The sequence below is a fragment of the Nostoc sp. DedQUE12b genome (assembly GCF_034530835.1).
In the GTDB taxonomy this organism is placed as follows: Bacteria; Cyanobacteriota; Cyanobacteriia; order Cyanobacteriales; family Nostocaceae; genus Nostoc.
This window is the reverse complement of the sequence record NZ_JAVRCI010000091.1, coordinates 1-25,895: the sequence shown is the minus strand read 5'-3', so window position 1 is coordinate 25,895 and position 25,895 is coordinate 1. Positions and strand designations below refer to the sequence as shown.

Sequence of the window (25,895 nt, the reverse complement as noted above, 5' to 3'; positions counted from 1 at the left end):
AACCTGCACGAAGCAGTAATGCGGGAACCTACGGATGAACATCCTGAAGGAACAGTGTTAGAAGAGTTAGTGCGCGGATATTACTTGGGCGATCGCGTGCTACGCCATGCAATGGTCAAAGTAGCTGCTGCCAAGGAAGATACACCTTTTGCACCAGAAGATCAGTCGAGTTCAGCCAGCAGTTAAGCTGTAGTCGCTCGTCTCGCTGACCTCAAGTGCCTGGGTTATAGCAAGGACGAGCATCGCGTACCAAAACAAAAACAAGGCTTTGGATAACTCTCTGTGTTTCAACTTCTTTCTTGCTAGCAGCAACAGGGGTTCCACAGATGTTATCCGCTAGCCTTTGTTCTTAGCAAAAAAGTTAGTCCGCGACATATTACAGCAGAAATATTCAGTAAAAATACTGGTAAATATGGGAAAAGTTATTGGGATCGACTTAGGCACTACTAACAGTTGCGTCGCAGTTTTGGAGGGTGGTCAACCACTTGTAATCTCCAATTCTGAAGGTGGACGAACGACTCCAAGTATTGTGGGATTTGGGAAGAGTGGCGATCGCTTGGTTGGTCAATTGGCAAAACGCCAAGCCGTAACCAATGCCGAAAACACAATTTACAGTATTAAACGATTCATCGGGCGGCGTTGGGAAGAGACTGAAATAGAACGCGATCGCGTCCCCTACAACTGTGTCAAAGGTCGAGATGAGACCGTTGATGTCCAAATTCGCTCAAAAAACTACACGCCACAAGAACTATCCGCCATGATCCTGCAAAAGCTCAAGCAGGATGCGGAAAACTTCTTGGGTGAGGAGGTGACTCAGGCAGTAATTACCGTACCAGCATATTTCACAGATGCTCAAAGACAAGCAACTAAAGATGCTGGCACGATTGCTGGATTAGAAGTCCTGCGAATCATCAATGAACCAACAGCTGCGGCTTTAGCTTTCGGATTGGAAAAGCAAGACCAAGAGCAGTTAATTTTAGTATTTGACTTGGGAGGCGGTACTTTTGACGTATCGATCCTGCAACTTGGGGATGGCGTTTTTGAAGTTAAGGCGACTTGTGGTAACAACCACTTAGGGGGAGACGACTTTGATAATGCGATCGTCCTTTGGATGATGGAACGTTTCCAGCAACAAGAGCAAATCGACCTTTCCCAAGACAAAATGGCACTGCAACGCCTGCGGGAAGCAGCGGAAAAGGCCAAAATTGAACTCTCCAGTATGGTGAATACCTCCATTAACTTGCCCTTTATCACAGCTGATGACACTGGGCCAAAGCATCTGGAGATGGAACTCAGCCGCTCGAAATTTGAAGAACTCGCCGCAAAATTAATTGAAGCGACCATCGAACCACTGATCCAATCGCTTAAAGATGCGGATCTCAAACCAGAAGCCATAGATCGAATTATTTTGGTAGGTGGTTCTACCCGTATTCCGGCAGTCCAAAACGCGCTAATTAAGTTTTTCAACGGCAAAGCTCCTGATCGCTCCATCAATCCTGATGAAGCCGTAGCATTGGGAGCAGCTATTCAAGCAGGTGTGTTAGGTGGTGAAGTCGATAATCTCTTACTACTGGATGTCACCCCTCTGTCCTTGGGAATTGAAACTTTGGGTGAAGTGTTCACCAAAATTATTGAACGCAACACCACAATTCCTACGAGTCGGTCACAAGTTTTTTCCACCGCAGTTGATGGGCAAACCTCAGTGGAAATTCACATCCTCCAAGGTGAACGGGCGATGTCACGAGATAACAAAAGTCTCGGCAAGTTTCTGCTTGCAGGAATTCCCCCATCGCCCCGTGGTGTACCGCAAATTGAAGTATCCTTTGAAATCGATGTCAACGGCATCCTCAAGGTTTCTGCCCAAGATAAAGGTACAGGTAGAGAACAGAGTATCAGGATTACCAATACAGGTGGTTTGAGTAGCAACGAAGTCGAACGGATGCGCCAAGAGGCCGAACTGTTTTCCGAAGAAGATAGAAGACGTAAAGAACTGGTTGAACTCAAAAACCAAGCAGATAATTTGTTGTTCAGTTATGAATCTACAATCAAGGATAATAGCAACTTTATCGGCGACCAGATGAAGAACTTGGCCAGTGAAAAAGTTGCACAACTCCAAGCTGCAATGGTTGACTCCAGCATTTCCACAGTGGAATTTAAGCAGCGCTTAGACGACTTCCAACAAACCTTGTTTGCAATTGGTGCTGATGTTTACAATCGAGCTAACAGCCAAACTGATGAGATTGAGGGGGGTTCATCTAGTCACTTTACCCCAGAAGTAGACTCACCAATGAATGGCACGCTAATACCACAATTCAACTTTGATTTTGACGAAGAAAGTACAGCTCAGGCTGATTATGAGGCGATAGATTAGGGATTGGGGACTAGGGATTGGGCATGGGGCACGGGGCATGGGGCATTGGGAAAGAGGAGGCAGAAGGCAGAAGTTCAAAAATGTTTGAATTTTGAATTTTGAATTTTGAATTTTGAATTGATTTGTCCCCTTGTCCCCAATCCCCAATATCCTAATTTGCAAAATTTTATTAAGATATTTTAATATATTTAAATATTTAACGAAGTTTCACAAGACCTCAGTCCTTTGCTAGATTGTAGAAGCAAATTACTTTAGGCTAGGCAATGTGCAAGTTCAGAGCCACTTCCATTGCATAAGGGTGGTTTTCCACACCTCTTGGTGCGGCTAGCCCCTCTGGTTGATGGGCGAGGTTTTCCTCTCCTACGTAGCACAATTGTAAAAGAGACAGCCGACTCGGCAGTGAGAAGTCTGAGCAGAGGCTCCCCCTGTTCCTAACTTCTATAGCTTTTGTCGTCTCCCACGAGGAAAGCACCTGTTGCTCAAGATTTGTCGGTGATTTTTGTAAAAGGTAAAGGGTAAAATCAGTTATTAACAAAAATTAATTTTATCTTCTGCCTGCCCTCCGGCAAGCCGCCCTCTAAAGGATAATGTGTTGCTCTTACATCTCTGTAGGCAAAACACTTAATCCATAGGGTAGCAAGTGACCGTGAATGACGTTCTACTGACTTCTGCTTTCTTCCTTCTAACTTTTACCTTTGCTATATGGCCCGCGACTATTATGAAATCCTGGGTGTCTCTCGTGACACTGACAAAGAAGAAATCAAACAAGCCTATCGCCGTCTAGCCCGGAAATATCACCCAGATGTGAACAAAGAACCGGGGGCGGAGGATCGCTTTAAAGAAATTAACCGCGCTTATGAGGTACTCTCAGAACCCGAAACCCGCGCTCGTTACGATCGCTTTGGGCCAGAGGGTGTATCTGGTGCTGGCGCGGGCTTTCAAGATGTCGGCGATATGGGTGGTTTTGCCGATATCTTTGAAAGCATTTTTAGTGGCTTTGCTGGCGGTATGGGTAATCCCACCCAACAAAGACGCCGCAGTGGGCCTGCGAGGGGTGATGACCTGCGGCTAGACCTGAAGTTAGACTTTCGGGAAGCGATATTTGGCGGCGAAAAAGAAATTCGCATTTCCCATCTAGAAAATTGCGAAGTTTGTAGCGGTTCTGGTGCTAAACCTGGAACCCGCCCTCGGACTTGTTCGACTTGTGGCGGTTCGGCTCAAGTACGGCGTGTGACTAGAACGCCCTTTGGCAGTTTCACCCAAGTCTCGACTTGTCCCACCTGTAATGGAACAGGGATGGTAATTGAAGATAAGTGTGACGCGTGTGATGGTAAGGGCGCAAATCAAGTCACAAAGAAACTCAAAATTACCATTCCAGCAGGGGTGGATAATGGCACACGTTTGCGGATTTCAAGTGAAGGAGATGCTGGTCAACGTAGTGGGCCTCCTGGGGATTTATACGTTTACTTGTTCGTAAATGAGGACGAGGAATTTCAACGAGATGGAATTAATATTCTCTCGGAAATCAAAATTAGCTACCTGCAAGCGATTTTAGGTTGTCGGTTAGAGGTAGATACAGTAGATGGGCCAGTAGAACTAATCATTCCAGCTGGAACTCAGCCGAATACAGTCATGAAGTTGGAAAATCGCGGCGTACCCCGCTTGGGTAATCCCGTAAGTCGTGGGGATCACATGCTGAACGTATTAATTGATATTCCCAATAAAATCACCCCAGAGGAGAGGGAACTGCTGGAGAAGCTAGCTAAAATTAAGGGCGATCGGACTGGTAAAGGCGGTCTAGAAGGATTCTTGGGAAATTTATTTAAGTGATGATGCCCTCTTCTGTTTTAATTCCCGATGCTCAACTTGATTTACGCGGCACCCCTTGCCCGATTAATTTCGTGCGGACAAAACTACGTCTGGAGAAAATGCCATTGGGAGGTTTGCTAGAAGTCTGGTTAGACCCTGGTGAGCCGATTGAGCAGGTTCCTGATAGTTTGACAATGGCAGGTTATCAGGTAGAACAAATTACAGACTGCACTAGTTATTTTTCTCTGTTAGTGCGCCGTCCAGCTGCTAGCCAATGACAGGGGAAAATTTTGACGTAACTGGACAGTTATTGGGTACGGTGGTAGCTGTACAGGCTAATTTTTACCGAGTACAGATGGATCGAGAGGCAGGGGAGCAGAGGAGCAGGGGAGCAGAAGAGAAACTGGATTTAAATGCCTCTTTGCCCTCGCCTCCTCTTTTGCTTTGTACCCGAAGAACACGTCTGAAAAAAATTGGACAACAGGTGATGGTAGGCGATCGCGTTGTGGTAGAAGAGCCAGATTGGGCTGGAGGAAGGGGAGCGATCGCTGAGGTTTTACCTCGCCAAAGTGAGTTGGATCGTCCGGCGATCGCCAATGTCAACCAAATCCTCTTGGTATTTGCCGTCGCCGATCCACCTTTGGAACCTTATCAGCTGAGTCGGTTTCTAATTAAGGCTGAGTCTACTGGCTTGGATGTGCTTTTATGCTTGAATAAAAGTGATTTAATTTCACCGCAGGAACAACAACAAGTTAGCGATCGCCTGCTAGGTTGGGGCTATCAACCAATATTTATCAGCGTTAAAGATGGTATTAATACTGACCAAGCAGCCAAATACCTGAGCAATAAAATTACCGTAATCGCTGGGCCTTCCGGCGTTGGTAAATCCAGCCTAATTAATACGCTGATTGACTCTCTTCAGCTGCGAGTGGGAGAAGTTTCTGGTAAACTGGCTCGTGGTCGTCATACCACTCGCCATATAGAATTATTTGAGTTACCTAGTGGTGGTTTACTGGCAGACACTCCCGGTTTTAATCAGCCGGACATGGATTGTGTACCAGAAGAATTAATCCATTATTTCCCAGAAGCCAGAAAGCGGTTAGCAGTTGCTAGCTGTCGTTTTAGTGATTGTCTGCATCGAGACGAGCCTGAGTGCGTGGTGCGGGGAGACTGGGAACGATACGAACATTATTTAGAATTTTTGGATGCGGCGATCGCTCATCAAACACAGCTACACCAACAAGCCGATCCAGAATCCACCATGAAGTTAAAAAGCAAAGGCAAAGGGCAAAGTCAATACGAACCCAAGTTAGAAAGTAAAAAATATCGCCGGATTTCCCGAAAGAGTCAGTTACAAGACTTGCAAGAGTTATATCGGGATGAGGAATAAAAAGTGCGATGTCTATAACAGGCTGCACCTACGCACTCATAATGCAAAGGTTAGTCACGATAGCATAGAGACAAACATAAAAAACTATCTTGTATGTCTCAGCCCCTTGCTGCCACCGCTAGTTTAGAAGATGTCACTGAGAGTATAATTTTCCCACCAGGTGATATCTTTAGTGACGAACCCCCCTTGGAATCTGACTTACACCGCGAACAAATTGATTTGCTTATCCGCCTGATTAAATGGTGGTGGCGCGATCGTCAGGATTTTTATGCTACCGGCAACCTGACGATCTATTTCAGTCCCAACCAGAAAAAGTCAGAAGAATTTCGAGGCCCTGATTTCTTTGTGGTTTTAGATACAGAGAAAAAAGACCGTAAAAGCTGGGTTGTGTGGCAAGAAGATGGTAAATATCCCAATGTAATTATTGAGCTATTATCTAACTCTACTGCCTCGGTTGATAAAGGTTTAAAAAAGCAAATTTACCAGAATACATTTCGTACTCCAGATTACTTTTGGTTTGACCCAAATAACTTAGAATTACAGGGATTTCACTTAGTTGATGGGCAATATCAAGACCTTGTACCCACTGAGGTGGGTTGGTTGTGGAGTCAGCAGTTAGGGCTGTATTTGGCAGTATATTTGGGCAAATTACGCTTCTTTACACCAGATAGACAGTTGGTGATGTTGCCAGAGGAAGAATCAAACCAACAATTAGAGCAAGCAAGCCAACAATTAGAGCAAGCAAGCCAACAATTAGAGCAAGCAAACCAACAATTAGAGCAAGCAAACCAACAATTAGAACAAGAACGTCAACGGGCTGCAATATTGGCAGAACGTTTACGAGCCGCAGGTATCGATCCTGGGCAAATATTCTAAAAATAGAATTTTATCTCTAAACTAGCTATAGAAAAATAATGCTATGAACCAAACAATATCCGATCGAGTCCGTTGGACAACCTCAGACTTAGAATTACTCACAACTGACGAATGGAAGCGCTATGAGATTATTGACGGAGAGCTATTTGTGACTAGAGCGCCTCACTGGAGACATCAGCGAACTGGTGGTAATATTTATTTAGAATTAGAAATTTGGTCTCGTTCCAGTAAACTAGGTGAACCTATTACAACTCCCGGCATAATTTTTACAGATGCCGATAATGTCATACCCGATCTAGTTTGGATTAGTCATGAGCGTTTAGCACAATTGCTAGATGATGAAGGGCATTTGAGAGGAGCGCCAGAACTGATTGTGGAAGTGCTTTCTCCTGGGACAACTAACGAACGTAGAGATCGAGAAGCCAAGCTAAAACTATACTCATCCACAGGAGTCCAAGAATATTGGATTGCAAATTGGCAATTACAGCAGCTAGAAGTTTATCGCCGAGAAGTTGCCCAATTAAAACTGATCGCAACCTTGTTGGCTGATGACGAAATCACATCACCACTGTTACCAGGTTTCGGCGTTCGAGTTCAGCGTTTTTTTGCATAATTCTAGGGTAGGCGTAGCCCGCACTTCTCTACGAAACGTTGCGCGAACGGCTTGGCTCAGTGACCACCGTAGGCATCGCTCATCAAACTCAGCTGCACCAACTAGCTAGCTAAAAGGCAAAGTCAATACGAACCTAAGTTAGAAAGTAAAAAATACTGCCACATTTCTCGGAAAACTCAGCTATAAATGACGTTTTTTTAAATCAATGTGAGTCTCTTACAGAAACGCACGTTAAGCCAGAATATTGCCGAGAGAAGAAGCAAATCCACAATTGAATAAATCGATGATCAAAATTCAATTTATGTGAAGAAATATAAACTTGGAGCAGGGGTGTTACGCCATATGCTAAAATACCTTGAATTTTTGAAGCGAGTTAGCTGAAAAATTGGCAGAACGCTTACAAGCCAAAGGTCTTGAACCAGAATAAATATTTTCAGTGCAAAATTATACAATAAACAAATAGGTAGATATTACAACTAGTTAACAACAAAAGGCGATGGAGGCATAACATATGTTGTGTCCTCACAAGCACTGTAATTAACTCAATTGAAAACTATTCTTACAATCCCCATAAAGTCTTAAAATATTGTTAATTTCTGCCAAACCTCTCGACCTTCAACTTACAAGTATCACCCCAAAATCACTATGGCTATCGGCTACGTCGCGCTTGTACTCCACGCACATCTGCCCTTCGTTCGTCACCCGGAAAGTGACTACGTGCTGGAGGAAGAATGGCTTTATGAAGCCATCACAGAAACCTACATCCCCTTATTGAAAGTATTTGAAGGCTTAAAGCGAGACGGTATCGACTTTAAAATCACGATGAGTATGACACCCCCTTTAGTGTCGATGCTCCGCGATCCTTTGCTTCAAGAACGCTACGAAGCACACTTAGCTCAACTAGAAGAACTTATAGCACTAGAAGCAGAACATAATGTCAACAACGGGCATCTTCGTTATTTAGCCGAACATTACGCGACTGAGTTTGGCGAAGCGCGTCAGCTATGGGAGCACTACGGCGGGGATTTGGTGACAGCTTTTAAGAAGTTCCAAGACAGTAACAACCTGGAAATCATCACTTGCGGCGCTACTCACGGCTATTTACCGTTGATGAAAATGTATCCACAAGCAGTGTGGGCGCAAATTCAGGTAGCCTGCGAACATTACGAACAAACCTTTGGACAAGCGCCCAGAGGCATTTGGTTGCCGGAATGTGCCTACTATGAAGGTTTAGAGCGGATGCTAGCTGATGCTGGGTTACGCTATTTCCTCACTGATGGGCATGGCATCCTTTACGCTCGTCCCCGGCCGCGCTTTGGCACTTATGCCCCAATTTATACAGAAACTGGTGTTGCTGTTTTTGGTCGAGATCATGAATCTTCCCAACAGGTATGGTCTTCTGAAGTGGGTTATCCTGGGGCGGCAGAATATCGAGAATTTTACAAAGATTTGGGCTGGGAAGCAGAATATGAGTACATCAAGCCCTACATCATGCCCAATGGCCAGCGGAAAAATACGGGTATTAAGTATCACAAAATTACGGGGCGGGGCTTAGGTCTATCAGATAAGGCGCTCTACGATCCTTATTGGGCTAGGGAAAAGGCAGCAGAACACGCCGCTAATTTTATGTATAATCGAGAGCGGCAATCTGAGCATCTCTATGGTATAATGCAGCGTCCGCCAATTATCGTTTCGCCTTATGACGCAGAGTTATTTGGACATTGGTGGTATGAAGGTCCTTGGTTCATTGATTACCTATTCCGCAAGTCGTGGTATGACCAAGGAACATATCGAATGACCCATTTAGCAGACTATTTGCGGGAGCAGCCGACACAGCAAGTTTGTCGTCCTTCACAGTCCAGTTGGGGTTTCAAGGGTTTCCACGAGTATTGGTTGAATGAGACGAACGCCTGGGTTTATCCGCATTTGCACAAAGCTGCTGAACGGATGATTGAAATCTCGCAACTTGAGCCAGAAGATGAGTTGGGGGAAAAAGCATTGAACCAAGCAGCGCGGGAATTGTTATTAGCACAATCTTCCGACTGGGCATTTATTATGCGGACGGGAACGATGGTACCCTATGCAGTTAGAAGGACGCGATCGCACCTAATGCGGTTTAATAAGCTCTACGAAGACGTGAAAATCGGCAAAATTGACAGCGGTTGGCTGGAAAAAGTCGAGTTAATGGATAATATCTTCCCTAAAATCAACTATCGCGTCTACCGTCCGCTATAGTCTCACAAAAAATAATTAACAGCAGTAGGGTGGGCATTGCTCACCCTATATTATTAGCTAAAGGCTATCTGGATCAATATTTAATTCTCGAAGTTTCGCAGCTAATCTTTGCGCTTTCTCTTCTGCGGCTTGTCGTGCAGTTGCTTCCTCTTCATGAGTTAACAGTGTTTGACCCGTCGCTGGATTGTAAAAGCGCAGTTTTCCCGCCTCTAGACGCAACTCTAGCCCTAAAACTTCACTGGATAGGGATACTGTACCATCTGGCAAGGTATTAGTTGCTACTGGGAAATAATTCCCATCGACCAAGTGTAAACCTTGGAGTTGGGGATTGAGATAATCGCCTGTGGGGTCATATTGAAAATATTGACGCACTCCCAGAAAGGCGTAAATTCCTTTCTTTGCACCTTGGTCTTTGCTGCGGGTAGTTTTTGAGGTAATCTCTAGAACAAAATTAGGGGTTTGATTATTTTCTTCCCAGGTTTTATAAGAGCGTCTGTCACGGTTTTCCACTCCAAAGACCACAAATACATCTGGTGCGACAACCGATTCTGGATAACCTTTTTCATAGTAAATAAATAGATTACCAGCGACGTATACATCTGGGTGATTTTGAAAATAAATTTCCAGCACAGTGGTAGCGTATACAAGACACTTGCGCTGTAAATCACCTTCAGCCATCGGCTTACCATCCTCATCTGGGTACTCAATCGGGGTAACGGGGATGTACTCTACTGAGGCTGTCATGGTCAGATACCTCAACTTAACTAGGGCTAGATTCCATAATATCGCTGCTTAATCTTCTTTTTCCTCGCCAGCATTTTCTAACTCACATTCTGCAAGCAGATTATTAATACTTTTAGGAAAATCCCCATTCTCTACTTTTTTGCTAAAAACTTGATAACAATCTTTTTTATCACCTTCTTTCCGAGGATAACCTAACCAAAGAATAATAATAATTTTTGGTTCTTTAAATGCTCTAAAAAATAATCTATATCGTTCAGGTAGCCCCATCTTTTTGAGACGGCTATACTTTTGCAAAGGTTTTTGCAAAGCAAAATGACTAGCAAAAGGGTCTTGAGGAATTTTTTCTTTAATCCCAATATTCAATGCTTTTAAGAATTTGACATCTGAATGTGTAATAAATTCTTCTTTAGGTAACTCATTTTTTAAAAAACGAACCCTATTACGCAATTCTACCCATTGTTCGTTAAACAATGGGTAGAAAAAAATCTGCCAACCATTACAAGTAAATGCAGCCATTAATCTATAACTACATCAGCCAGTAAATCATCCATTTCATCGCTCATTTCTTGGGTATAAGGAACGAGTTGAGAAGGATTTTGCATAGCATCCTTCATGAGAAAGTCAAGAAAAAGGCTCATCATTATGCCCTCGTCTCCATCAGCTTCATCAACATTATCAGTTTCTAATCTAACTAAGAACGTGTTATCAGATAGCACTTCAATATGGCCTGAAGCATTAGCTAAATGGGGATAATCCTTAGAGAATGCGCGAGGTAAGCGAAACCCATCTTGATTTCCTACCTTTGCATGAGTTACGGGATAACTTTTTACAGCCATGAGCTAATTCCTAAGTAGGAAGATACTAGGCATTTAAATATAATACCTAGACACTACAAATTTGATGTGAGAAGTTACGTTGTGTTATAACAACTGTTATAACTTACAACTAAACTATAACAGATTCCCTAAAAAAAGACTAGAAGTTAATATAATAATTTTTGATTAAGTAGATACACTTTTAAAGCAAATTGCATATCGAGACTTAAACATCTTTGAGGAATAAACAAGCTCAAACCCATGCAGGGTAAGGTAAATACACCAAATGCTCAAAAATGGCTCAAACCCAGATATATCAAGAAACCAAGCAAAACGATGTTAAGGTCTCTCTGTATATAGGTTTGAGGCTTTTTTATTGGTGTTCTTTGTCTAAGTTCCAATATTAACCTTTGAGTGTTATATGCAGACTTGGAAGCATAACATATAAAAAAAGACAGGCATCTTGCCTGTCCTACAAATAATGATTTAGCAAAGAATTTAGAAATTCATTTCAGCAGCTTGAACTTTCTCAACCTGCTTCTTCTTCAGCACGAGCATAACTTGAGCCAACATGACAAGAGCGATGAACGCAATCATCCATTTGACTCTGGAAGCGTCTTGCAATACGATTTCTGCATCTGTTTGACCGAATCCACCGACGTTCGGGTTGCTGGTCAAAGCATCACCAGTCTTAACTGCTTGCCCTTCGGAAACAAGCAGGTCTGGCCCTAAAGGAATCGTATCAACGACAACATCACCCGATTCCGGTTGGATGTTAACTAGATATTTAACGTTACCGTCTCCATCTTCCTCTTTGGCAATCTTAGTAATTGTGCCAGTAGCGGAAGCGTTGTAAACAGCGTTATTGCTCTTTTCGCCTGTGGGATAAACTTGTCCGCGTCCCCGATTACCACCTACGTGAACTGAATATTTACCGAAGTGGATGTTTTTGTCGGTTGCAGGGTTGGGAGAAAGAACTGGGAAGACGATTTCCTGATACTGTTCACCGGGTAAAGGGCCGACGATGACGACGTTATCTTTGTCTTCGCTGTAGGGTTGGTAGAAAGTGTCGCCAACTTCTTCTTTAAGTTCTTCGGAAAGACGGTCTTCAGGAGCAATCTTAAAGCCTTCGGGTAGCATCAGTACTGCACCGACGTTCAAGCCAACTTTAGAACCATCAGCACCAACTTGCTGGGCGCTTAGATCGTAGGGGATTTTCACCACAGCTTTGAATACAGTGTCAGGTAGCACCGATTGGGGAACTTCCACTTCTGTAACCTTGGCGGCTAGGTGACAGTTAGCACAAACAATTCGCCCTGTTGGTTCGCGGGGAGTTTCGGGATAGGTTTGCTGTGCCCAAAAGGGATAGGCGGCAGCTGATTGGGGAAGGGCTAGATCGCTGGTGAAGTAAAATGTCACAGTAGCGATCGCTATGAGCAATGTTTTTACAATCGCTCTAGCACTGCGAGTTAACCTCGCTGTTAGGAAAACATTTCTCATCTCTATAAGGGCGACAATTGCATTAGTCATTAGTCATTGGTCATTAGGAGTACTGAGTACTTAGTGCTGAGTGCTGTTAGCGGAAGCGGAAGCGGGGCGTTTAGCCCGTGCTGAGTTAGGATTTAGGAGTTACTATTATCTCCTCTGCCCCTCTGCCCCTCTGCCCCTCTGCTTCTTCACTCCCTCAGCACTCAGCACTCATAACTCAGCACTGATTAACCCCACCAAGGTGCATCACCTGTGCGGAAGTCGGTTTCAGTCCAAGGGGTTAAAACGATTTTGTCGTCGTTGACGCTGGTATGGGCTAAAGCCAAAGACAGAGGTGCTGGGCCCCGAACAACTTTACCAGTTTCGTCATACTGGGAACCATGACAAGGACACTTGAATTTGTTCTCAGCAACGTTCCAAGGGACGACACAACCTAAGTGGGTGCAGATGGCGTTAATGCCGTAATCTTTGATCGCCTCTTTGCTGTCTACCACAATATAGGTAGGATCTCCCTTTAGTCCTTGGACTAGGTTGCGATCGCCTGCATTCCGGTTTTCGAGAAATTTAGTGACGCTAACATCGTTACCTAGCTCGTCTTTTGCTGTTGTACCGCCACCAGCGCCACCTGCTGCTGGTGGAATAAAGTACTTGACAACGGGATACAATGCACCCAGAGCTACTCCAGTGACAGTCCCAAAAGTGAGCAGATTCATGAACTGACGACGCCCCATATCGGGCACGTCTGCTGATTCAGAAAATTGAGCCATAATCTACGCGCTCTTTGTGTATTTTGTTAAGCATTTTGACAAAAGTACTAGTACTTGAGCAACTCTTGTCTAAGTCGAAATGCTAGCGCTCACAACGATGCCATACTTCTTTGTTCCAAGATATAAAAAGCATCTTTTCTGTTAGCATTACATTTCTTTATATCCTTATCATACTGGAGTCACGGAACTTAACATCATAACTAAATGTAAAATCTGATTGAGAAAAGCTATGACAGGACAGGAATTACGCCAGATGTTGCTTGATAAGTGGGGATATTCTTACGATGTCCAGTTTCGACGGGCACAGGGAAAGATATTTTTGCAAGTAATGTGGAAATATCTAGAGCAAGCTTCTTTTCCCTTGAGCGAGGCGGAGTACCAAGAACATCTCGATACCATTGCCAATTATCTTCATGCCTTGGGTGGATCAACACAGGTACAAACTTTTATTGCCCAAACACGCGATCGCCCCCGGCTTGGCAAAGCTGTTAGCATCCCTCTAGATTTGGGCGAACGTTCTTCGGAATGGATATTGTGACCGATTATTGCATTAACATTAATAAATTTCTGAGTATTTTATAGTATTTTCTATTCAAAAATACCATAATGCCCTGTATAATCCTTTTACCTATTGGCAAGGTAAGAAAAAATACACGTTTTCAAGGAAAAAACAAATGGCTTTTATCTCAACATTTGAAATTCTTCTTAAGCCTCAACTTCCAAAGAGCATTACAAGTACAAGACCTGAACTTAGCCCACTAGCGAGAACAGTTCTCCAGGGCTATTTCCTGACGATTGCTAATGTCACTAATGAACTTGTATCTCTGGCCCTTGTAGTTACAACCAGAACGCCCGGACTAGAGCCTGACAAAATTCTCACTCGTCTAGATACCACTGGTATAGATGGCCCTGTAAGCAGTGATTTTGACTCTGTTGACCCTAAAGGAGAGATAAAAAAGTCACGCTTTACATTTCCCCTCAATGCTAATGATACAGGCTTATTTATTCTGCAACCGGATGCTACTAATAAAACACTTCGAGAAGAAGCAAATTTTGAGTTGCGGGGTTATGTCGAGATATCCATTAGTTTAGTATCAACTCCTAAAACAACTCAGTTGCTAATCACTCCTGAACATCGAGCTACGTTTTTTGGCACAGAGAGAGACGAGCTAGGTGAGATAGCTTATGCCTTGCCTCTTGCTAATGGGAAAAGTCTATTTGAGTTAAGGAAAGATAGTTAACTCTATTTGATAAATAGTTACCTAACTATGATCTCTGGCATACATTAACATTCGTAATTCGTAATTACGTTATGGATAAACATTTAGACTTCATCTGCCCATAACGGTGCAATCTTTAAAATTCGGGGACTTTGACCCGACGCTCAAGTAATCGCTAATGCTGCGCTATCAGTTTAATTACGAATTACGAATCATTAGGGCTTGGATAAAGATTTGCTCACAAACTAAGATTGAAAATCTTTTTATCGATTTCAAATGTCATTTCCCCGTGAGCTTCACCAGTCCAACACCACCGAAATAAAGCGCTAAAACTGCTCCTGCTAAGAGACTTTGAGTCAAGGGGTCAGTAGAAGGCGTCAGGACGGCTCCTAAAACCACTGCTCCCATAATCACGTAACGCCAACCAGAAATCATCCGTTCTGACGAGACAATGTTCAAATTACCGAGCAACAGTTGGATGATGGGAATTTGAAATGCTAAACCTGTGCTGAATAACAATAGCAGCACAAATTCAAAATATTTATCAATTGACCAAAGTTGTTCAACTACATCTGCTCCGTAGCTAATGAAAAATTTCAAGGCTGCGGGGATAAGAAGTAAATAGGCAAATACTAAACCTGCTCCAAACAGTACACTCGAACCCAAAACCACAGGCCCCAGCAAACGGCGTTCCCGGCGAGTCAGTCCTGGAAGTACAAACTGGATAATCTGGTAAAGAATGAAAGGACTAGTAAGTACGATGCCAGTGTAGGCGGCAACTTTCAGGGAGACAAAGAAATATTCTCCAGGTGCAAGTTGGAGAAATTTTACTCCTTGTGCTGGAACCTCAAGTAACTGGACAATCGGCTTAACGGCAAAGAAACAGCCAATAATGCCCACCGCTACGGCAATCAACGAATAGAAAATGCGCTGTCGCAACTCTTCTAGATGGTCGAAAAGGGACATTTCGACTTCACCAGGCAACTCATCAAGAGGATCGGTGTCTGAGTTGCCATATCCTTCTGGGTCGAGGTTAGGAACGTTTACAGTATCTACGTCTTGTGAAGGCGTCACGTCGCTTCGCTCCGAATTTAAAATTCAAAATTCAAAATTAACAATCCCCTAAATTTATTTATGGGTTTGTATCTTTTTTGTCGGTCATCGACCATTTTGGTGACTCAGCACTCTTCATTATTTTATCTGGGGAATGCAGCTACTAAGATATGTTTTTGGGTACTGTGGGTTTTTTGTCCTGTTTTTTGGGCTTGCATCTGCATAAGTTACCAGGAAGACATCTTGTAGGCAATGCCTAACCTAAAATAAAAAAGGCTGGAACCGATAAATTATAAATCATGTCTCTGCGGGTAGTAGTCTGTCCGATTAATTCTGATGAGTTTGTAAGTAAGCACTTCAGTGTTTAGAAAATGAAGGACTAAAGTCCTGACTACGAACTGGCTTACCCATCAATTTAAACTTGACAGACCACTGCACTGAGTAAATTAGCACAATATCAACATTTAATACTCAGTTTTAAAAATCCGGTTCGTCAAGGTGGCATCTATACAGATGGTAATCGGAAATTGTTAACTGAGGTTGGGTATGAACCGGATAATTTGCATTGCCCTCATGGCATTGCCTGTTTATTTTTACAATGTTGAGCTAGGCAATACTTCTAGTAGTGACGTGACAATTGTTAAAAACCAGTATCCCACAATAGCTGCTGTAATTGCTTACAGTACAAAAGCTCAATTACGCATCTTGCCGTGGCAAATATCGGCTAGAGATGACCAAGCCGAAGATTGCCTTCGTGCTGGCACTTGTAAAGATTAGACTGCTTGCAGAAGTAGGGGAAAGGGTAAGGGGTAAAGGGGAAAGGGATGGAATTTCTTCTTACCCTTTCCCCAACCGGAAAGCAAAAGTCACTTTTGCAAAAGACTCCATGAGCTGCGCTCACAAGGAGCAATGAAAATGTCTTTTCCTCCAGCATAGCTGCCTCCTGCACAGCTGCCTCCTGCCTTATTTTCAAGTCAGGTCTATTGATACTAATTCGTAATTCGTAATTACGGCAGCCCCATCATCAAAGAAAATTAATGGTTGTAGAAAATCAACGTACAGTAGTGGTTACAGGAGCCTCAACAGGAATTGGTCAAGCGTGTGCTTTGCTTTTAGACCAATTGGGCTTCTCTGTTTTTGCTGGAGTACGTCAAGATGTTGACGCTCAGACACTTAAACAGAAAGGGTCACAAAGGCTGATTCCAATTTTTTTAGATGTTACTGATGCTGAATCGATCGCAGCTGCGGTTGATACGGTAACAAATGCAGTTGGTGGTGCGGGGATTTTAGGTTTAGTGAATAATGCCGGAATTGCTGTTCCTGGGCCGTTAGAATTATTAGCGATCGCTGAATTTCAACACCAGATGCAGGTTAATGTCACCGGACAATTAGCTGTGACACAAGCATTTCTTGGTCTTTTACGCCAAAGTCGGGGTCGAATTATCAATATGGGTTCCATTGCTGGTAGGAGTCCTACACCGTTTTTGGGTGCTTATAATGCTTCTAAATTTGCTTTGGAAGCACTCACTGATGTGATGCGGATGGAGTTACGACCTTGGGGAATCTCGGTTTCAATTGTTGAACCTGGTTCTATTGCTACCCCAATTTGGGACAAGTCCCTAAGTCAATCTGAAGTAGCACAGCAGGATCTACCCGAAACGGCACAACATCTCTACGGACAAGCAATGAATATTGTCCGCCAGAAAATGCAGACGATCGCATCTAAGGGAATTTCTGCGGATATTGTGGCTCAAGTTGTTGTCCATGCGCTGACTGCAAAAAAACCCAAGACACGCTATCTTGTTGGACAGGATGCCAAAATTGGAGCGCTGATCAAGCATATTTTGCCCGATCGGCTACATGACAAGATAATTTTATACTCAATGGGGCTTTAGATTACTGGTTGTCAATACTTCAGAGGTCGTCACTCTGAATGCAAAGGCTGTCATTAACAAAATCATGATTTTCATAACAAAATCATGATTTTCATTCACAAAATTATAGTTTTCATCAACAAAATCATATTTTCATCAACAAAATCATGATTTTCATCAATAAAATCGTGCTGATTTCAGAACGAGAAGCAAAATCTAGTTAAAAAGTGACTCTGAACTCAAGTTGACTTAACCAGCGTTTTTATTAAAAGCGATATGCTATAAGGATTGTAGATTATTTTTTTGTAAAATTAACGAAAGCTTGTTAACAAATCAAGCTGATGATGAGTTCAAGAGAACGACAAAATTGTACTTAACAGTACCTTTTTTTATGTTGGATATTTTTAGTATTCATAAGAGTACCTTATTTAATTTTAGATATTTTCGCTATTTGTACTTATAGTAGTATTTTTGCTTACTTTAACTAAGACATCACCATAAATATGTGCTATATCGAACATAGATATAATCAATTATCCTGAATGCTGCTAGTTTAGTTAATAGTTTGATTAGAATAAGGCATAAACTACCTAAAATCAATATATTTATTTAGTAAATTTTTGCATCCCCATTCCTGAGTGAACTTGATTAGTTATGCTCCTAGATTTAGAAAGATTTTATCAGGCTTGCAATCCGAGCAGACCTCTAATTATAGGAAACGTTAGCGATCGCAGGTACTATATCGATTTTGCTGCGGTGCGGGGTGGCAAAATTATCGAAGCTTTGCAGCGCACGATTGCTAAAATATCGCCGGATACACCAACCTGTCAACTATTTACCGGACATTTGGGCTGTGGAAAATCAACGGAGTTGTTGCGCCTCAAAGCTGAATTAGAAGTGCAGCAATTTCATGTAGTTTACTTTGAGTCTACCCATGTCTTAGAAATGGCCGATGTGGATGTGACTGATATTTTGTTAGCGATCGCTGGGCAGGTAAGTGAAAGCCTAGAAGCGATGAAAATTAGGCTCAAACCTCGCTACTTTACCAAGTTGTTTGGTGAAGTTGTGGATTTCTTGCAGACGCCAATTGACGTTGGGGTAGAAGCAGAGTTGTCTGTAGGGATTGCCAAAATTACAGCTAAAACAAAAGAAAGTCCCCAATTGCGGCGGCGGTTAAGAGATTATCTAGAACCACGAACCGCAAATATTTTACAGTCAATTAATCAAGAATTACTAGAACCTGCCAACAAAGAACTCAAAACCAGGGGTAAAAAAGGATTGGTGGTAATTGTTGATAACTTGGATCGAGTTGCAATTAGACCTTTACCATCGGGGCGATCGCTGCCAGAATACTTATTTATTCAGCGTGGCGAACAGTTACGCAAACTGAATTGTCATGTAGTCTATACGATTCCTTTAGCTCTGACTTTCTCCAACGATAGCGCCGAACTTCAGCATCGTTTGGGGGGTGGAGTTGCCCCAAAAATGTTACCGATGATACCTGTGCGTTTGCGCTCTGGCGAGATTTTTCCCCAAGGGCTATCAATGATGCGGCAAATGGTTCTAGCTAGAGGTTTTCCAGACATTTTACCTAGCGATCGGTTAGGCTTAATTACAGAGGTGTTTGATAGTTTAGAAACCTTAGATCGATTGTGCCTAATGAGTGGTGGTCATGTCCGCGACTTACTAGGTTTACTGTTTGACTGTTTGCGAGAACAAGATCCACCCTTCGAGCGGGAATGTGTCGAATTGGTAATTCAAAGACAACGGGATTACCGAGCCAACGCTATCGACCCCCATGAGTGGGAATTAATCTTTCAGGTGGTGCAACAGCAACGAGTTAGAGGTGATATAGAATACCACACCCTCTTGCGAAGTCTATTTGTATTTGAATACCGCGATCATCAGGGAGCTTGGTTTGCCGTCAACCCAGTTTTAGCAGAGACGGAAAAGTTTAAATCATGGTTGAACGACACGCACAAGTAGATATCAGAGCAGCTAATGAGCGTGCTTTACGGAGTTTGGGGAGAGCAATTACCCTTTCTAGCGGTCAATTCTCCCTGGTTTTGGTGTGCTGCAATTATCGAGTTTTGCAAGAACTTATGCTGCAACGACTCGAAGAAATCTCTTCAGGAGTACACCACATTCAAAAGGTAATCTTACCGCATAATGCCAGAAGTCTTTATACAAGTATTCATTTACAACTGCTAACCGAAGCTAATCCGCCATCGGCGTTGATGATTTTGGGTTTAGAGTCAGTAGATGGACTCGACGATTTCTTGAGGTCTATTAATCATATTCGAGATGAATTTCGCAAACGCCACCCATTTCCGATGATTGTATGGGTGAATGACGAAGTGTTGCAAAAGGTAGCGCGTTTAGCACCAGATTTTGCTAGTTGGGCGGCTACACCGATTCGGTTTGAAATGACGACTCAATCACTGCTGCAATTTCTGCAACAGGAAACTGACTCTTTATTTGCCACAGTGTTGCCAAACAATGCTGCACAACACCAACCTCCTCAAGTTGCAAAGCATTATTCCACTGTCGAGCAAGTCTGGGAACATAGTTATGAATTGCACTTTGCCATTAGAGAGTTGCACAATCGTGGTATTACCTTAGAGCCAGAACTACACGCTAGTTTAGAATTTGTTTTTGGTCTGGATAATTATATTAGCGATCGCATCAACACAGGTTTAAGCCATTTTCAGCAAAGCTTGCAAGTTTGGCAAAAGTTAGTAGAGAAAGAAGAAGCAGGGGAGCAAAGGGGCATACTTCGACTACGCTCAGTAACCGGGGGAGCAGGGGAAGTAGAGGGAAATCAGGGGGATAAAGAAGTATTTTCTTCTCCATCTCCTCCATCTCGTCCATCTACCCTACTTTTGCGACAGGGAATCTTGCTGTTTTATATTGGGTTGTGTTATTGCCGTTTTGCAGAGCAAAATCAAATAGAAAACCGCCGTCATTGGTACACCGCTAAATCTTATTTTCAGCAGTGCTTGAATATTTTGCAGGTGGCTGGGCGTTTAGATATAGTTGCTGGATTTATTAATCAACTCGCTGAGATTTTGCAATATCTGCAAGAGTGGGAAGAATTGCAGACTGTTGCTCAAAAATCTCTGGAGTTACATCAAACTTATGGTAGTCAAATCCAATTAGCTTGTGACTACGGTTTTCTGGCGCAAGTAGCCGTGCAGCAGTCGCGGTGGGTACAGGCGAGTATCTTAGCACACGTATCACTGCTGAAATTAGGTGAGGCGCAAAAGCAGAACGACCCTTATAACTGCTTATTTCCATTATTATTGGCGCAGATTTACTATTTAGTTTTGGCGAAAGCACAGCGAAATGTCGGTGAGCTAGAAGTCGCTCGTGAATACTTAGATAAGGCGACAAAAGAACTACCAGCAGCCTTAGAAAGCAGTGCCCATCAATACGATGCCCATCGGTATATTCGCTTATTGCGGAGACTGCGATCGCTCTACTTTGAAGAAGGGCGATATTTAGAAGCCTATTACATTCGACAGAAACGGCGTTCTGTTGAGCAGCAGTATGGTTTTCGGGCTTTTATTGGTGCAGGGCGCTTGCAACCTCAAAGACAGGCGACAAACCCAGCATTAATGTTACCTTCTGGAAGTAGTAGCGTTGCTTTAGAAATTGCGGCTTCTGGTCGAGAGCGTGATATTAATAACTTAATTGGCAGAATTAGCCGCGCCGATCAAAAGCTGACGGTGATTCACGGTCAATCAGGGGTGGGTAAGAGTTCTACCGTAACGGCGGGTTTAGTTCCAGCGCTGCAAAATCGAGCCCTTGGCGATCAAATAGCCGTGCCTGTGGTACTGCAAGTTTATACCGATTGGGCACGGGAATTAGGTAAATCTTTAAGTGAGGCGATGTCTAGTGATGCATCCCTAGCGATTTACGCTGATATTCAGCTAGAAGCAGGCATTGAATCGGAGCCTTTACCTTACTCTGACACACCGTTTACCATTGGTGGAATTTTACAGCAACTCCAAGAAAATGCCGATCGCCATTTGCTTACAGTTTTAATTTTTGACCAGTTTGAAGAATTTTTCTTTGGTTATAGCGATCGCAATCAAAAACAAGAGTTTGATAAATTTATTAGTGACTGCCTCAAAATACCCTTTGTCAAAGTTATCCTTTCCTTGCGAGAAGATTATTTACATCGGTTATTAGATTTTAAACATCTCTCGGCACTGGAAGCGATTAATAATAATGTTCTCGACAAGCATATTCGTTACCAGTTAAATAATTTTTCGCCTGAATATGCGAAAGCAATTATCCGAAAATTGACGGAGCGATCGCAGTTTAATTTAGAACCCGCTTTAATTGACGCTTTAATTGAAGATTTATCCACAGAATTTGGAGAAGTCCGCCCCATTGAATTACAAGTTGTCGGAGCGCAAATTCAAGATGAGCGCATCACTACACTAGAAGAATATCAACCATATAGACCGAACAAACTGATCGAAAGATATATTAAGGAACTGATCAAAGACTGCGGCCCAGAAAATGAACGAGCCGCCTTACTTGTCTTATACTTATTAACAGATGAAAGCAACAACCGACCTTTTAAAACTCGTGCTGAGTTAGCGTCCCAGCTAGCAGAGTTAGAAGATGCTGAAAAATTAGAGTTAGTCTTAGAAATTTTAGTTAGCTCCGGTTTAGTCGTTCTCTTTCCTGATGTACCAGAACGCTATCAACTGATTCACGATTATTTAGTAGACTTGATTCGCTACCTGCAACAACAAGAATCGAGCTTACAGGTACAACTAAATCAGTTGCGCTATAAAGTAGAACAAAGTAAAGCTGAGATTGAGCGACTTAAGAGCGAACTTAGTCAAAATAACCAGCGTTCTAAATTGGTAGATTCTCATCCGCAACAGGGATTAGACTTATTAACAGAATTGCGAGAATTACACAAGCGAGAAGAATTAAGTCAGTTAGAAATTGAACAATTACGAGCTGAACTTAAAGAAAAAGAGTTAACAGCTAAACTTGCAGAAAGTCAAAAGAAACAAAGACTTAGTGAAGCTCAATTAAATCGTTCGCTGAAAATTGCCCTAACCGCTTCTGTTCTCGCCATTTTGGGATTAAGTGTTTCCATAGTGACAGCGGTGGATAGCGAAATTAAAACCCTCAGCGCATCCAGTGAAGCCCTCTTTGCCTCGCAAAAAGGTATTGATGCTTTAAAAGAAGCTTTAAAGGCAGGGAGAAAATTACAACAAACAGTCTGGGTAGATTCCTATACAAGAGAGCAAGTACAGACGGCACTTTATCAAGCAGTTTCAGGGGTAAGAGAATATAACCGTTTGGATGGGCATATATCTGGGGTAAATAGTGCTACATTTAGCAGCGATCGCTCTTTAATTGCCTCAGCTAGTGCAGATACTACAATTAAACTCTGGCTTCCCGATGGTAGCTTAGTCAAAACCTTGTCGGGACATGAGGATGTAGTTAATAGCGTCAGTTTCAGCCCAGATAGTCAAATCATTGCTTCCGCCAGCCAAGACAAGACGATAAAACTTTGGAGTCGAGAGGGTGAACTGCTTGCTACCTTATTAGGTCATCAGGGTGTGGTGAATAGTGTTAGTTTCAGTCCAGATGGCCAGATTATTGCTTCAGCGAGTACAGACAAAACAGTAAAACTGTGGAATCGCGATGGTAAGTTGCTCAAAACCTTGCTCTTACATGATGGTGCAGTCTTAAGTGTCGCTTGGTCAAATGATGGTCAAACCTTAGCTTCTGGGAGTGCTGATAAAACGGCGAAACTATGGAGTCGCGATGGTAAGCTGCTCAAAACCTTACAGGGACATGAGGATGCAGTCAAAAGTGTGGCTTGGTCGCCGGATGGGAAAATAATTGCTTCTGCTAGTTTAGACCAGACAATCAAGCTGTGGAATATCGAGGGGAAGCTACTGCGAACCTTATCAGGTCATAGTGCTGGAGTTACCAGCGTCAGTTTTAGCCGCGATGGTAACGCGATGCCTACGGCGGGCTACGCCTACGCTTCCGCAAGTACTGATGAGACAATCAAACTCTGGAGTTCTGGAGGTATGCTGCTGGGAACCCTGAAGGGACATAATAATTGGGTTAACAGTGTCAGCTTCAGCCCAGACGGTCGCACCCTTGCTTCCGCCAGTCGGGACAAAACTATTAAACTTTGGCATTGGGACAATGTGTTATTGCAAAAGCCGAAAGCTGATAATGATGACTGGGTAACTAGCATCAGTTTTAGTCCAGACGATAGCACCTTGGCAGCAGCAAGCCGAGACAAAACTGTAAAACTTTTCAGTCGTAATGGCAAGCTAATCCGCATATTAACGGGACATCAGGGTCAAGTTTGGGGTGTAGCCTGGTCGCCCGATGGTCAAGTAATTGCCTCAGCTAGTAAAGATAAAACAGTAAAACTTTGGAGTGGTGACGGTCAACTGCTCAACACCTTACAGAGTCATAATGACGCCATCTTGAGTGTAGCTTGGTCGCCTGATAGTCAAGTAATTGCCTCGGCTAGTAAAGATAAAACAGTAAAACTTTGGAATCGCAACGGTAAACTACTTAACACCTTGCAGGGACATCAAGAAGCGGTGAATTGGGTAAGCTTTAGTCCAGATGGAAAGTTGCTAGCCTCTGCCAGTGATGACAAAACCGTGAAAATCTGGAGTCTAGAGGGTAAACTACTATACACTTTAACTAGCCACAGCCGCCGGGTAAATGGGGTTGCTTGGTCGCCTGATAGTAAAAGCATTGCCTCAGTGAGTATTGATAGCACAGTGAAGATTTGGAATCGAGACGGTAATTTGCTAGATAATCTCACGGGTGATGGCGATAGTTTTATCAGTGTCAGTTTTAGCCCCGATGGCAAGACTCTGGCAGCTAGCAGTGATGACAAGGTGAGGATTTGGAACCGAGAAGGGACATTGCTGATTGCTTTGAAAGGCGATAAAGATGAGTTAACCAGCGTCAGTTTCAGCCATGACGGCAAGACTCTGGCTGCGGGTAGTGGCAATGGCACAGTAATTTTCCGAGATTTAGCAGACATCGAACTGGATAAATTACTGGCGCGGGGTTGCGATTTGCTACATGATTATTTGCAGACTAACCAGAAAGTAATGAAAAGCGATCGCGCTTTGTGTTCTGGGAGGTAATGCACAAGAATAAAGCATAATCTTGCCTATGCAATTGACGTTATTTTTCATCATTGCCGTATGTCACGCAAGGACTGTCAATTATCAGTGCTGGCTCAAATGAATTGCAGAAAACGACGGTAGAACAATTAACCCCAACTTCGTCAGGGTGAATGCACGTTATCGCTTCTTCTACTAAGGCATGGAAAGCACAATCATTGCAGATAGTCTGACATTTCACCACTAAGTATAAATTTTTAAATGGTATTGCGATCGCACCTCTATCCAGTTAAATGAGAACAAATAGCGACATCAAATGTTTAAATCGCGTAGAGCCAAACGAATTTGCTCGACTCGTCTGCGGTTGACACCGAGATCCGACTCTCCCACGCGAGATGCCGAGCGCAGATGAATTACTGACTCATTAGGAGGTAAATAAAATTCTACATCATCAACAAATTTGAAGATGCGGCTTTTAGAAAGAGCGTGAATGTAATTATCGGTTTGTTCTACAATTTCTGTACGGGGAACAACACCGATAACTTTTAGTAAGATTTCTCTAGCTGCATTGCGGTCTACATGATAAGGAATCGGGTCGATGGCGTGTTTTTCATCTGCGTTTTGACTGACAACACAGTTGTCTGAAGCCGGACAAGAACTAAGATGACCATTATCAACTCCCAAGCTAGAAGCAGCCCAACTAGGCCCAGGAAGTATTAAACTACTAATTAAAGTTAAAAGTATTGCAAAAGCGATACTCCGCAAGAATCGCTGCCGGAATGCTGTTAGCAAACGAGACATCATAAATTTACTCCTTTTGTTAGGTTATTTTGAGTGAGTACTGCGAATTGCTGGTTCGCTCTACAGATTATCATCTATCCAGCTACACTCTGAGTTTGGGCAATCCCAATGTAGCCGCGCCGACCAGTCCCTTGTGCCATTATTCTTGCCAATAACGGAATCAAGCTAAAAAAGTGACCAATAATTCAGATTTCCATTGACTACGAACCCAAAATCATTAGCAGGGGTTGCGATCGCATTCCCTGGTGATTCCAGCTTTGACTCGCTTGAATTGGCTGGTATCGGCTTTGTTGTGGCCAATGTTAAAAAGTTTGATGGTTGTAGATGAATATAGGAATAATCCAGTCTTACAGTAACGGGTTTTTAGAAGTTGTACCAGAGAGCGATTATTGGCAGATTGCAGCTATACACATCAATGGCCAAGCTTACTGCCCTACTCCTCAGCTTTATCGTTCAGAAAAAGTAGCATTAGCAAAAGCAACACAAATTTATGATTGGATAGCTGACCACGAACACCAAATCAGTGATGAGGCTTACTACTGCTCTGAATTGAAACTCATCCTATGGCAGCAACCAAAAGTATCTTAGTACAGCATTTCATTAATTCGTACCGAATTAAATTGGCAATACACAACAATGTTAATGCATGGGCTTGTATTGTTAATGCGGTGGCCGCCTTGTTAATGCATGGGCT

At 43.0% G+C, this 25,895-nt stretch carries 24 protein-coding genes; 16 read left to right on the top strand and 8 right to left on the bottom strand.

Annotated elements, in window-relative coordinates; all coding sequences use genetic code 11:
- Both grpE and dnaK read left to right on the top strand, forming a co-directional pair.
- Nucleotides 1–186, top strand: a 186-nt coding sequence (gene grpE, locus RMY16_RS28465) for a nucleotide exchange factor GrpE (RefSeq protein ID WP_322739168.1), incomplete at its 5' end; no start/stop codon positions are given.
- 226 nt (nt 187–412) lie between these two features.
- Nucleotides 413–2,371 (top strand): molecular chaperone DnaK, encoded by a 1,959-nt coding sequence (dnaK, locus tag RMY16_RS28460; RefSeq protein ID WP_322739167.1) that lies wholly within the window; start codon nt 413–415, stop codon nt 2,369–2,371.
- 256 nt (nt 2,372–2,627) lie between these two features.
- Here dnaK and RMY16_RS28455 read toward each other — a convergent pair whose 3' ends face one another.
- A complete protein-coding gene (locus RMY16_RS28455) occupies nt 2,628–2,906 on the bottom strand; it encodes a hypothetical protein (protein WP_322688912.1) in 279 nt (92 codons plus the stop codon).
- 167 nt (nt 2,907–3,073) lie between these two features.
- On the opposite strand from RMY16_RS28455, the gene dnaJ reads away from it, so the two are divergent.
- The 6 genes from dnaJ (at nt 3,074) to RMY16_RS28425 (ending at nt 9,294) form a co-directional block, all read left to right on the top strand.
- Complete coding sequence (gene dnaJ / locus RMY16_RS28450; RefSeq protein WP_322668135.1) at nt 3,074–4,201, top strand: molecular chaperone DnaJ; 1,128 nt, start codon at nt 3,074–3,076, stop codon at nt 4,199–4,201.
- Nucleotides 4,201–4,458 carry a sulfurtransferase TusA family protein gene (locus RMY16_RS28445; protein ID WP_322739166.1) on the top strand — a complete coding sequence of 86 codons (258 nt, stop codon included), beginning with the start codon at nt 4,201–4,203 and terminating at the stop codon, nt 4,456–4,458. The genes dnaJ and RMY16_RS28445 overlap by 1 nt, the downstream gene beginning before the upstream one ends.
- A complete protein-coding gene (rsgA, locus tag RMY16_RS28440; protein ID WP_322739165.1) occupies nt 4,455–5,570 on the top strand; it encodes a small ribosomal subunit biogenesis GTPase RsgA in 1,116 nt (371 codons plus the stop codon). Before RMY16_RS28445 ends, rsgA begins: the two co-directional genes overlap by 4 nt.
- A 93-nt stretch (nt 5,571–5,663) precedes the next feature.
- Nucleotides 5,664–6,446, top strand: a complete 783-nt coding sequence (locus RMY16_RS28435; RefSeq protein WP_322739164.1) for a Uma2 family endonuclease — start codon at nt 5,664–5,666, stop codon at nt 6,444–6,446.
- Between the two features lie 43 nt (nt 6,447–6,489).
- Nucleotides 6,490–7,059: a Uma2 family endonuclease gene (locus tag RMY16_RS28430; RefSeq protein ID WP_322739163.1), complete on the top strand. Its 570-nt coding sequence runs from the start codon at nt 6,490–6,492 to the stop codon at nt 7,057–7,059.
- Nucleotides 7,060–7,704: 645 nt separating this feature from the next.
- Nucleotides 7,705–9,294: a glycoside hydrolase family 57 protein gene (locus RMY16_RS28425; protein WP_322739162.1), complete on the top strand. Its 1,590-nt coding sequence runs from the start codon at nt 7,705–7,707 to the stop codon at nt 9,292–9,294.
- Between the two features lie 57 nt (nt 9,295–9,351).
- Here the strand turns inward: RMY16_RS28425 and RMY16_RS28420 are convergent, their stop codons facing one another.
- From RMY16_RS28420 to petC, 5 genes are all read right to left on the bottom strand, one after another.
- Nucleotides 9,352–10,038 carry a Uma2 family endonuclease gene (locus RMY16_RS28420; protein WP_322739161.1) on the bottom strand — a complete coding sequence of 229 codons (687 nt, stop codon included), beginning with the start codon at nt 10,036–10,038 and terminating at the stop codon, nt 9,352–9,354.
- Between the two features lie 48 nt (nt 10,039–10,086).
- Nucleotides 10,087–10,554, bottom strand: a complete 468-nt coding sequence (locus tag RMY16_RS28415) for a type II toxin-antitoxin system YhaV family toxin (protein WP_322739160.1) — start codon at nt 10,552–10,554, stop codon at nt 10,087–10,089.
- Complete coding sequence (locus RMY16_RS28410; RefSeq protein ID WP_322739159.1) at nt 10,554–10,874, bottom strand: hypothetical protein; 321 nt, start codon at nt 10,872–10,874, stop codon at nt 10,554–10,556. Before RMY16_RS28410 ends, RMY16_RS28415 begins: the two co-directional genes overlap by 1 nt.
- A gap of 477 nt (nt 10,875–11,351) precedes the next feature.
- The gene (gene petA / locus RMY16_RS28405; protein WP_322739169.1) at nt 11,352–12,353 is read right to left on the bottom strand and encodes a cytochrome f; all 1,002 of its coding nucleotides are present in this window, start codon (nt 12,351–12,353) and stop codon (nt 11,352–11,354) included.
- A gap of 215 nt (nt 12,354–12,568) precedes the next feature.
- Nucleotides 12,569–13,108, bottom strand: a complete 540-nt coding sequence (gene petC, locus RMY16_RS28400) for a cytochrome b6-f complex iron-sulfur subunit (RefSeq protein WP_289797433.1) — start codon at nt 13,106–13,108, stop codon at nt 12,569–12,571.
- Between the two features lie 229 nt (nt 13,109–13,337).
- Here petC and RMY16_RS28395 point away from each other — a divergent pair, with 229 nt between their 5' ends.
- Both RMY16_RS28395 and RMY16_RS28390 read left to right on the top strand, forming a co-directional pair.
- Nucleotides 13,338–13,646 carry a DUF3067 family protein gene (locus RMY16_RS28395; RefSeq protein ID WP_289797432.1) on the top strand — a complete coding sequence of 103 codons (309 nt, stop codon included), beginning with the start codon at nt 13,338–13,340 and terminating at the stop codon, nt 13,644–13,646.
- Between the two features lie 136 nt (nt 13,647–13,782).
- Nucleotides 13,783–14,349 (top strand): hypothetical protein, encoded by a 567-nt coding sequence (locus RMY16_RS28390; RefSeq protein WP_322739158.1) that lies wholly within the window; start codon nt 13,783–13,785, stop codon nt 14,347–14,349.
- Nucleotides 14,350–14,607: 258 nt separating this feature from the next.
- Here the strand turns inward: RMY16_RS28390 and tatC are convergent, their stop codons facing one another.
- On the bottom strand, nt 14,608–15,402 hold the full coding sequence (gene tatC, locus RMY16_RS28385; protein ID WP_322739157.1) for a twin-arginine translocase subunit TatC: 795 nt from the start codon (nt 15,400–15,402) through the stop codon (nt 14,608–14,610).
- Nucleotides 15,403–15,927: 525 nt separating this feature from the next.
- On the opposite strand from tatC, the gene RMY16_RS28380 reads away from it, so the two are divergent.
- From RMY16_RS28380 to RMY16_RS28365, 4 genes are all read left to right on the top strand, one after another.
- Nucleotides 15,928–16,158 carry a hypothetical protein gene (locus RMY16_RS28380; protein ID WP_322739156.1) on the top strand — a complete coding sequence of 77 codons (231 nt, stop codon included), beginning with the start codon at nt 15,928–15,930 and terminating at the stop codon, nt 16,156–16,158.
- Nucleotides 16,159–16,418: 260 nt separating this feature from the next.
- Entirely contained in the window at nt 16,419–17,276 is an 858-nt protein-coding gene (locus tag RMY16_RS28375) for an SDR family NAD(P)-dependent oxidoreductase (RefSeq protein ID WP_322739155.1), read from the top strand.
- Nucleotides 17,277–17,909: 633 nt separating this feature from the next.
- Entirely contained in the window at nt 17,910–19,241 is a 1,332-nt protein-coding gene (locus RMY16_RS28370; RefSeq protein ID WP_322739154.1) for a P-loop NTPase fold protein, read from the top strand.
- Nucleotides 19,217–24,421 (top strand): eIF2A-related protein, encoded by a 5,205-nt coding sequence (locus RMY16_RS28365; RefSeq protein WP_322739153.1) that lies wholly within the window; start codon nt 19,217–19,219, stop codon nt 24,419–24,421. Before RMY16_RS28370 ends, RMY16_RS28365 begins: the two co-directional genes overlap by 25 nt.
- Before the next feature lie 291 nt (nt 24,422–24,712).
- Here RMY16_RS28365 and RMY16_RS28360 read toward each other — a convergent pair whose 3' ends face one another.
- Nucleotides 24,713–25,201 (bottom strand): DUF1499 domain-containing protein, encoded by a 489-nt coding sequence (locus tag RMY16_RS28360; RefSeq protein ID WP_322668139.1) that lies wholly within the window; start codon nt 25,199–25,201, stop codon nt 24,713–24,715.
- Nucleotides 25,202–25,397: 196 nt separating this feature from the next.
- Between RMY16_RS28360 and RMY16_RS28355 the strand changes: the two genes are divergently transcribed.
- On the top strand, nt 25,398–25,529 hold the full coding sequence (locus tag RMY16_RS28355) for a hypothetical protein (RefSeq protein ID WP_322668122.1): 132 nt from the start codon (nt 25,398–25,400) through the stop codon (nt 25,527–25,529).
- Nucleotides 25,526–25,789: a hypothetical protein gene (locus RMY16_RS28350; protein ID WP_194043027.1), complete on the top strand. Its 264-nt coding sequence runs from the start codon at nt 25,526–25,528 to the stop codon at nt 25,787–25,789. The genes RMY16_RS28355 and RMY16_RS28350 overlap by 4 nt, the downstream gene beginning before the upstream one ends.
- Nucleotides 25,790–25,895 lie beyond the last annotated feature (106 nt).

Excerpts from the sequence above, each read along its gene's own strand:
- RMY16_RS28415 (WP_322739160.1), bottom strand. The coding sequence starts at position 10,554 with ATGGCTGCATTTACTTGTAATGGTTGGCAGATTTTTTTCTACCCATTG.
- RMY16_RS28445 (WP_322739166.1), top strand. The coding sequence starts at position 4,201 with ATGATGCCCTCTTCTGTTTTAATTCCCGATGCTCAACTTGATTTACGC.
- RMY16_RS28410 (WP_322739159.1), bottom strand. The coding sequence starts at position 10,874 with ATGGCTGTAAAAAGTTATCCCGTAACTCATGCAAAGGTAGGAAATCAA.
- RMY16_RS28395 (WP_289797432.1), top strand. The coding sequence starts at position 13,338 with ATGACAGGACAGGAATTACGCCAGATGTTGCTTGATAAGTGGGGATAT.
- RMY16_RS28435 (WP_322739164.1), top strand. The coding sequence starts at position 5,664 with ATGTCTCAGCCCCTTGCTGCCACCGCTAGTTTAGAAGATGTCACTGAG.
- RMY16_RS28380 (WP_322739156.1), top strand. The coding sequence starts at position 15,928 with ATGAACCGGATAATTTGCATTGCCCTCATGGCATTGCCTGTTTATTTT.
- RMY16_RS28370 (WP_322739154.1), top strand. The coding sequence starts at position 17,910 with ATGCTCCTAGATTTAGAAAGATTTTATCAGGCTTGCAATCCGAGCAGA.
- RMY16_RS28425 (WP_322739162.1), top strand. The coding sequence starts at position 7,705 with ATGGCTATCGGCTACGTCGCGCTTGTACTCCACGCACATCTGCCCTTC.
- RMY16_RS28390 (WP_322739158.1), top strand. The coding sequence starts at position 13,783 with ATGGCTTTTATCTCAACATTTGAAATTCTTCTTAAGCCTCAACTTCCA.
- dnaK (WP_322739167.1), top strand. The coding sequence starts at position 413 with ATGGGAAAAGTTATTGGGATCGACTTAGGCACTACTAACAGTTGCGTC.
- RMY16_RS28365 (WP_322739153.1), top strand. The coding sequence starts at position 19,217 with ATGGTTGAACGACACGCACAAGTAGATATCAGAGCAGCTAATGAGCGT.
- RMY16_RS28420 (WP_322739161.1), bottom strand. The coding sequence starts at position 10,038 with ATGACAGCCTCAGTAGAGTACATCCCCGTTACCCCGATTGAGTACCCA.
- RMY16_RS28430 (WP_322739163.1), top strand. The coding sequence starts at position 6,490 with ATGAACCAAACAATATCCGATCGAGTCCGTTGGACAACCTCAGACTTA.
- rsgA (WP_322739165.1), top strand. The coding sequence starts at position 4,455 with ATGACAGGGGAAAATTTTGACGTAACTGGACAGTTATTGGGTACGGTG.
- petC (WP_289797433.1), bottom strand. The coding sequence starts at position 13,108 with ATGGCTCAATTTTCTGAATCAGCAGACGTGCCCGATATGGGGCGTCGT.
- RMY16_RS28360 (WP_322668139.1), bottom strand. The coding sequence starts at position 25,201 with ATGTCTCGTTTGCTAACAGCATTCCGGCAGCGATTCTTGCGGAGTATC.
- RMY16_RS28350 (WP_194043027.1), top strand. The coding sequence starts at position 25,526 with ATGAATATAGGAATAATCCAGTCTTACAGTAACGGGTTTTTAGAAGTT.
- petA (WP_322739169.1), bottom strand. The coding sequence starts at position 12,353 with ATGAGAAATGTTTTCCTAACAGCGAGGTTAACTCGCAGTGCTAGAGCG.
- dnaJ (WP_322668135.1), top strand. The coding sequence starts at position 3,074 with ATGGCCCGCGACTATTATGAAATCCTGGGTGTCTCTCGTGACACTGAC.
- RMY16_RS28375 (WP_322739155.1), top strand. The coding sequence starts at position 16,419 with ATGGTTGTAGAAAATCAACGTACAGTAGTGGTTACAGGAGCCTCAACA.